Annotated in this window: 5 protein-coding genes; 2 read left to right on the plus strand and 3 right to left on the minus strand. The window is 71.9% G+C overall.

Features of this window, described 5'->3' with window-relative positions:
- Positions 1 to 287: 287 nt before the first annotated feature.
- Together AB8A24_RS37570 and AB8A24_RS37575 are read right to left on the minus strand one after the other, a co-directional pair.
- Positions 288 to 2,555 carry a heavy metal translocating P-type ATPase gene (locus AB8A24_RS37570; RefSeq protein WP_369478731.1) on the minus strand — a complete coding sequence of 756 codons (2,268 nt, stop codon included), beginning with the start codon at positions 2,553 to 2,555 and terminating at the stop codon, positions 288 to 290.
- A gap of 112 nt (positions 2,556 to 2,667) precedes the next feature.
- On the minus strand, positions 2,668 to 2,901 hold the full coding sequence (locus AB8A24_RS37575) for a heavy-metal-associated domain-containing protein (RefSeq protein WP_030716022.1): 234 nt from the start codon (positions 2,899 to 2,901) through the stop codon (positions 2,668 to 2,670).
- A gap of 180 nt (positions 2,902 to 3,081) precedes the next feature.
- Here AB8A24_RS37575 and AB8A24_RS37580 point away from each other — a divergent pair, with 180 nt between their 5' ends.
- Entirely contained in the window at positions 3,082 to 4,320 is a 1,239-nt protein-coding gene (locus AB8A24_RS37580; protein WP_369478734.1) for a cation:proton antiporter, read from the plus strand.
- Here AB8A24_RS37580 and AB8A24_RS37585 read toward each other — a convergent pair.
- The gene (locus tag AB8A24_RS37585) at positions 4,298 to 4,984 is read right to left on the minus strand and encodes a TetR family transcriptional regulator (RefSeq protein WP_369478732.1); all 687 of its coding nucleotides are present in this window, start codon (positions 4,982 to 4,984) and stop codon (positions 4,298 to 4,300) included. The genes AB8A24_RS37580 and AB8A24_RS37585 overlap by 23 nt on opposite strands.
- Before the next feature lie 146 nt (positions 4,985 to 5,130).
- Here AB8A24_RS37585 and AB8A24_RS37590 point away from each other — a divergent pair, with 146 nt between their 5' ends.
- Positions 5,131 to 7,368 (plus strand): MMPL family transporter, encoded by a 2,238-nt coding sequence (locus tag AB8A24_RS37590; protein WP_369478733.1) that lies wholly within the window; start codon positions 5,131 to 5,133, stop codon positions 7,366 to 7,368.
- The last annotated feature ends 71 nt before the right edge of the window (positions 7,369 to 7,439 follow it).

Below are 7,439 nucleotides of genomic sequence, written 5' to 3' on the forward strand. Positions count from 1 at the left end.
GTCGGGGCGCTTCCCTTTTCCCCGAAACGGATTCCCCCCACGGGACCCGAGTCGGGGCGTCGGTGTGCCGGGACCCGTTCGTCCGGGAGGGCCGCTCAAAGCCTCCCGCGGGCACGTGTCCCGGCCGGCTGATACCCACGGAAACCCCCCAGGCCTCCGTGAAACGTCCCCCAAGACGTTCTTGGTATCGCCCCATTAGACCCGCGACGACCCCGGATGGTTACGTTGCGGTCACTGTGATCTGCGTCTCCCGTGAAGGAAGTGTGCGGACGGTGGGGAGGGGGTCACTAGCGGAAGGACCGCAACCGGAGGCTGTTGGTCACCACGAAGACCGAGGAGAAGGCCATCGCGGCCCCCGCGATCATCGGGTTGAGCAGACCGGCGGCCGCCAGCGGCAGGGCCGCCACGTTGTAGCCGAAGGCCCAGAACAGGTTGCCCTTGATCGTGGCCAGGGTCCGGCGCGAGAGCCGGATCGCGTCGGCCGCGACCCGCAGGTCGCCCCGTACGAGGGTCAGGTCGCCCGCCTCGATGGCCGCGTCCGTGCCGGTGCCCATGGCCAGCCCGAGGTCCGCCTGGGCCAGCGCGGCCGCGTCGTTGACCCCGTCGCCGACCATCGCGACCGTACGGCCCTCGGCCTGCAGGCGGCGTACGACGTCCACCTTGTCCTGCGGGAGGACCTCGGCGATCACCTCGTCGATGCCCACCTCGCGGGCCACCGTCGCGGCGACGGCCTTGTTGTCACCCGTCAGCAGGACCGGGGTGAGGCCGAGCGCCCGCAGCCGCGAGACCGCCTCGGCGCTGGTCTCCTTGACCGCGTCGGCCACGGTCAGGGCCCCGCGCGCCGCGCCGTCCCAGGCCACCAGGACGACGGTGCTGCCCGCGGCCTCGGCGGCCGCCTTGGCCTCGGCGAGGGCGGCCGGCAGCTCGATCGACCAGTCGGCCAGCAGCCGCTCGCGGCCCACCAGGACGGCGTGTCCGTCGACCACGCCCTGGACGCCGAGCCCGGCGACGTTCTCGAACGACTCCGGAACCGGCAGGGAGCCGGCCCGCTCCGCCGCCCCGGTGGCCACGGCCCGGGCGATCGGGTGCTCCGAGGCGTGCTCCAGGGATCCGGCCAGGCGCAGGAGTTCGCGCTCGTCGACGCCCTCGGCGGTGAAGACGCCGGCGAGGGTCATCCGGCCGGTGGTGACGGTGCCGGTCTTGTCCAGGACGACGGTGTCCACGCGACGGGTCGATTCCAGGACCTCGGGGCCCTTGATCAGGATGCCGAGCTGCGCGCCCCGCCCGGTGCCGACCATCAGCGCGGTCGGGGTGGCCAGGCCCAGGGCGCACGGGCAGGCGATGATCAGGACGGCCACGGCGGCGGTGAAGGCGGCGGTGGGGTCGTCGGTGATCAGCAGCCAGGTGATCCAGGTGCCGAGGGCGAGCACGAGGACGACGGGTACGAAGATCCCGGAGATCTGGTCGGCGAGGCGCTGCACCTCGGCCTTGCCGTTCTGCGCGTCCTCCACCATCTTCGCCATCCGGGCGAGCTGGGTGTCGGCGCCGATCCGGGTGGCCTCGACGACCAGGCGCCCGGAGGTGTTGACGGTGGCTCCGGTGACGGAGTCGCCCACGACGACGTCGACCGGGACGGATTCGCCGGTCAGCATGGAGGCGTCCACGGCGGAGCCGCCCTCGACGACGGTGCCGTCGGTGGCGATCTTCTCGCCGGGGCGGACGACGAACCGGTCGCCGACCGCGAGCGCGCTCACCGGGATCCGTACCTCCTGGCCCGCGCGCAGGACGACGACGTCCTTGGCGCCCAGCTCCAGCAGGGCCTTGAGGGCGGCGCCCGCCTTCCGCTTGGAGCGGGCCTCCAGGTAGCGGCCCAGCAGGATGAAGGAGACGACGCCGGCCGCGACCTCCAGGTAGATGGCGGAGGAGCCGTCGGTGCGGGAGACGGTGAGGTCGAAGCCGTGGCGCATGCCGGGCATGCCCGCGTGGCCGAAGAACAGGGCCCACAGCGACCAGGTGAAGGCGGCCAGCGTGCCGACCGAGACCAGGGTGTCCATGGTCGCGGCGCCGTGCCGGGCGTTGGTCCAGGCGGCCTTGTGGAAGGGGTATCCACCCCAGATGACGACGGGGGCCGCGAGGGTCAGGGAGAGCCACTGCCAGTTGTCGAACTGGAGGGCCGGGATCATCGCGAGCAGGATCACGGGCAGGGCGAGCGCGACGGAGACCAGCAGGCGCTGCCGCAGCGCGGCGAGCACCGGGTCGGGGGTTTCGGCGCCGGCTTCGCCGCGTACCTCTTCGACGGCTTCCGGGGCGGGCGGCGGCGGAGGCTCCTCGGCGGTGTAGCCGGTCTTGACGACGGTCGCGATCAGGTCGGCGACCCGCACGTCACCGGTGTAGGAGACGTGGGCCTTCTCGGTGGCGTAGTTCACCGAGGCCTCGACGCCGTCCATCCGGTTGAGCTTCTTCTCGATGCGGGCGGCGCAGGAGGCGCAGGTCATCCCGCCGATCGAGAGTTCGACCGCCGTTATCGGTCCGTCGTGCACTGTGCTGCTGCTCATGTTCCGGCTCCAGGGGGATGGCCGGGCCGTACGGGACCAGTATGAGCTGGCCGGCACGGCCCGGCGGGGTCCCGCGGGGCTGCCGCGGGTGCCGTGCGGGTGGGGCGGCCGCTCAGACCTGTCCGACGAACTCGTAGCCGGCCTCGTCCACCGCGGCGCGGACGTCCTCGTCCGCGAGCGGGGCGGCGGAGACCACGGTGACCTCGCCGGTCGCGGCGACGGCCTTGACGGTGCTGACGCCCGGCAGGGCGGAGATCTCGGTGGTCACCGCGCCCTCGCAGTGTCCGCAGGTCATGCCGGTCACCCGGTAGACGGTGGTGGTCTGGGTGTCCGTCTCGGCGGTCATGTCGTTCTCCTCTTCAGGGGCGTGTGCCGGTCACCGGGAGGGGCGGCCGATGGCTCCACCGTCCTCCCGACACTTCGAGACTATACCCCTGGGGGGTATGAAAGCGAGTACCGGCTCCGGGTCTTTCGATCCTCGTGGGAAAACTGGCCGGTATGGGCGGACTGTACGTAAATGGCTGATATGGATCACTCGGGAAGCCTCGTCCTGATCATGGCGGCCGCGGTACTCGCACCCCTGCTCGCCTACGGGGTGTCGCGGTGGATCTCGGTCCCTCTGGTGATCTTCGAGATCCTGCTCGGCATCCTGATCGGACCGGACGTGCTCGGCTGGGCCGGCACGGGCGACGTGGTCGACGTACTGAGTCAGCTCGGGCTGGCCATGCTGATCTTCCTCGCCGGGTACGAGATCCGGTTCGACCGGGTGAAGGGGGACACCCTCAAGCGCTCGGTGTGGGCCTGGCTGATCGCGCTCGCCCTGGGCCTGGCCATCGGCACTCTGCTCGCCCGGGGCGGCGGCTTCGGTCAGGGTGTGTACGTGGGCACCGCGCTCACCAGTACGGCGCTGGGCGCCGTCCTGCCGATCCTCAGGGACACCGGGGACCTTCAGGGCCGGTTCGGGGCCGTGATGATGGCGATGGGCGCGGTGGGCGAGTTCGGGCCGATCATCGCCATGTCGCTGCTGCTGAGCGGGCGCGCGCCGGCCGGCTCGGCCGCGCTGCTGGCGGCCTTCGCCCTGCTGACGGCGGCGGCGCTGTTCTGGGCGCTGCGGCCCAAGCCGCCGTGGCTCTCCCGGGTCATCGCCAAGACCCTGCACAGCAGCGCGCAGTTCGCCGTGCGGCTGGTCCTCCTGCTGCTGGTGGCGATGCTGGCGTTGTCCGAGGCGCTCGGCCTCGACATGCTGCTCGGCGCCTTCGCGGCCGGGCTGATCACCCGGCTGGTCCTGCACGGGGCCGCGCCGGAGAGCAGCGAGACCGTGCTGTCGAAGGTGGAGGCCATGGGGTTCGGCTTCCTGGTACCGCTGTTCTTCGTGGTCACGGGGATCGAGTTCGACCTGGACGCGTTGCTGTCGGGCGGGTGGGAGCTGGTGCTGCTGCCGGTGTTCCTGGTGCTCTTCCTCGTGGTGCGCGGTCTGCCGATCCGACTGCTGGTGCCGCGCGACCTGGGGCGGTACGAACGCTCGGCCCTGGTGCTGTTCGGGTCCACCGCGCTGCCGCTGGTGGTGGCCATCACGACGCTCGGTGTGGAGGACGGGATGATGACGCCGGGCGTGGCGGCGGCGCTGGTGGGGGCCGGGATGCTGTCCGTCCTGGTGTTCCCGCTGGTGGGGCTGCGGCTGCTGGCCCGCGCGCGGGGCCCGGAGGGCGCCGAGGTGGTGCGGGCCGGCCGGGCCGGGCGGGTCAGCGAGGGGGAGTCGTGGTGATCATCGGCTCCAGGTAGCGCAGCAGGACGGTCTTGAGCTCGGCGGTGTAGGCGGCGCGCTCCTCACCCTCGTGGGCCAGGATCAGGTCGAGGGACGACTTGAAGATGCCCAGGATCATGTTCGAGATGTGGGCGAGCTCGTGGGCCGAGGCCTCGGGGCAGAAGTCGCGCAGCACGGCCTCGATGCGGGCGAGCAGGCCGGCGTGCAGCTCCTCGTGCTCCTGGGCGATGCCGGGGACGCCGGTGCCGTGCATGAGGGCCCAGAAAGCCGGGTTCTCGCAGTTGAAGGCGATGACCGGGTCGAGGACGGCGTCGAGCAGCTCGGGCAGCGGGCGCTGGAGGTTCTCGGGGCGGAAGGCCTGTCCGTGCGTCTCGTGCGCGCGCTGGAGCAGCTGGCCTCCGAGCTCGACCGCGATGGCCTCCTTGTTGGGGAAGTACTGGTAGAGGGTGCCCGGCGACACGCCCGCCTCGCGGGCGATGGCGTTGGTGCTGGCCGAGGCGTAGCCGGTACGGCAGAACACCCCGGCGGCCGCGGCCAGCAGCTGGGAGATCCGGCGTTCGCCGCGGGCCTGACGGCGGCGCGGGGTGCCGGTGGTGCCGGTATCGGTGGTGTCCGCGGTGTCGGTGGCGGAGCTCTTGGTCCCCTTTTCGGTGTTTTTGCCCATACGTGTCCCTGGCATGTCCAATCCCCTGCTTCCCGTGGGCGATTGACAAACGCGAGTGATCGCTCGCATTCTTGAAAAACGCGAGCGACTGCTCGTGTTTGCCAGTCTAAGTGGCCTGGCAATCACGGTGAAGGGGACACCGAGTCATGTCCGAAGTCAAGAAACCGCCGTCCTCCGGGGCGGACCCGGGGTGGACCCGGTTCGTCACGGCCCGGCCGCGGCTCACGCTGCTGCTCGCCCTGCTGGTCACGGCCCTGGCCGTGGTCGCCGGTGGCGGCGTCGCCGACCGGCTGGGAAGTGGCGGCTGGGAGGACCCGGGCGCCCAGTCCACCTACGCCACACGGGCCCTGGAGCGGGAGTTCCCGGACTCCGAGCCCAACCTGCTCCTGCTCGTCGACGCCGCGGCGGGCACCGGCGGGGTCGACGACCCCGCCGTCGCCGCCGAAGCCGAGCGGCTCACCACCGCACTCGCCGCCGAACGGGGGGTCGTCGGCGTCGGCTCGTACTGGCGCACCCAGCTGCCCACGCTGCGCTCGGAGGACGGCCGGCAGGCACTTCTCGTCGCCCGCGTCCAGGGCGACGAGAAGACGGCCACCGCGACCCTGGAACGCATGGCCCCGCGCTACGAGGGCGCACACGGCCCGGTGCGGGTGTCCCTCGGCGGCCCCGCGGCGGTCCAGCGCGAGGTCACCCGGACCATCCAGGAAGACCTGCTGCGCGCCGAGCTGATCGCCCTGCCGGTCACCCTCGTCCTGCTCGTCCTCGTCTTCGGCAGCGCGGTCGCCGCCCTGCTCCCCCTCGGCGTGGGCATCGTGGCCATCCTCGGCACCAATGCCGTCCTGCGCGGGCTCACCGAGGTCACCGACGTCTCCGTCTTCGCCCAGAACCTGACCACCGCGCTCGGCCTCGGACTCGCCGTCGACTACGCGCTGTTCATCGTCCGCAGGTTCCGCGAGGAACTCGCCGCCGGGCACGATCCGGTCGCCGCGGTCGGCATCACCCTGCGCACCGCCGGGCGCACCGTGCTCTTCTCGGCGCTCACCGTCGCCGTCTCGCTCTCGGCGATGCTCTTCTTCCCCATGTACTTCCTGCGCTCCTTCGCCTACGCCGGAGTCGCGGTGGTCCTGCTCGCGGCAGCGGCCGCACTGATCCTGCTGCCGGCCGCCCTGCTGCTCCTCGGCGACCGGGTCAACGCCCTCGACCTGCGCAGACTGTGGCGGCGGGGCCGGCCTGAGGTGGCCGCGACGGGGCCCGCGGAGACGGGCAAGGGCTGGCGCTGGACGGCCGCTCTCGTGATGCGGCGCGCTCCGGTGTTCGCCGTGGCCACCACCGTGGGCCTGCTGCTCCTCGGACTGCCTTTCATGGGCGTCGAGTTCGGCACGGTCGACGACCGGCAGCTCCCGAAGGACGCCTCCTCCCACGTGGTGCAGGAGCAGATCCGCGACGGCTTCCCGAACAGCCCCGGCGGCGGTCTCACCGTGCTCGCCGAGGGAGCGCCCGGCCCCGAGAGCCTCGCGGCCTACCGGGACCGGCTGGCCGCCCTGCCCGGAGTGATCCGGGTCGACGGGCCGATCGCCTCCGCGACGCAAGGCCGGTACACCTCCTTCTCGGTGTCCGTCGAGGGCGAGGCCGTGGGAGAGGCGGCCCGGGACCTGGTCGACGACGTCCGCGCCGTGGACGCCGACTTCAAGACCTCGGTGACCGGACAGGCGGCCGTCCTCGTCGACGCGCAGCAGGCCATCGCCGGCGCGCTGCCCGCGGCGGCGGCCCTGGTGGTCCTCGCCACGCTGCTGCTGGTGTTCCTGCTCACCGGGAGCCTGCTGATACCGCTGCAGGCGGTGCTGCTCAACGCACTCAGCCTGACCGCGATGTTCGGGGCGGTGGTGTGGGTGTTCCAGGAGGGCAACCTCTCCGGGCTCCTCTCCTTCACCGCCACCGGCGACATAGAGACCACCCTGCCGGTGCTGATGTTCTGCATCGCCTTCGGACTCTCCATGGACTACGGGGTGTTCCTCATATCCCGCATCAAGGAGGAGTACGACCGGACCGGGGACCACGAGAGCGCCGTCCGGACGGGGCTGGCCCGCACCGGCGGGCTGATCACCGCGGCGGCCGTGATCCTGGCGGTGGTGATGGTGGCCATCGGCACCTCCCGGGTGACCAACACCAAGATGCTGGGGCTCGGGATCGCGCTGGCGGTCCTGATGGACGCCATGGTCGTCCGCAGCCTCCTGGTCCCGGCGGTGATGAAGCTGACCGGCCGGGCCACCTGGTGGGCCCCCGCCCCGCTGCGCCGCCTGCACGAGAGGTTCGGCCTGAGCGAGGGCGAGTCCGCGCCCCGGACGCCGGAGCCGGACCGGATACCCGTGGGAGCCGGCACCTAGTGACCTGGTTTGGAGATCCTGTCGCAGTAGCGGCAGATGCGGTCGAGGATCTGGTCGGCGGTCTTGGTCCA

The sequence above is a fragment of the Streptomyces sp. BF23-19 genome (assembly GCF_041106355.1).
Classification (GTDB): Bacteria; Actinomycetota; Actinomycetes; order Streptomycetales; family Streptomycetaceae; genus Streptomyces; species Streptomyces virginiae_A.

Bases quoted from the DNA above. Each gene is read 5' to 3' on its own strand.
- AB8A24_RS37570 (WP_369478731.1), bottom strand. From the start codon at position 2,555: ATGAGCAGCAGCACAGTGCACGACGGACCGATAACGGCGGTCGAACTC.
- AB8A24_RS37590 (WP_369478733.1), top strand. From the start codon at position 5,131: ATGTCCGAAGTCAAGAAACCGCCGTCCTCCGGGGCGGACCCGGGGTGG.
- AB8A24_RS37585 (WP_369478732.1), bottom strand. From the start codon at position 4,984: ATGGGCAAAAACACCGAAAAGGGGACCAAGAGCTCCGCCACCGACACC.
- AB8A24_RS37580 (WP_369478734.1), top strand. From the start codon at position 3,082: ATGGATCACTCGGGAAGCCTCGTCCTGATCATGGCGGCCGCGGTACTC.
- AB8A24_RS37575 (WP_030716022.1), bottom strand. From the start codon at position 2,901: ATGACCGCCGAGACGGACACCCAGACCACCACCGTCTACCGGGTGACC.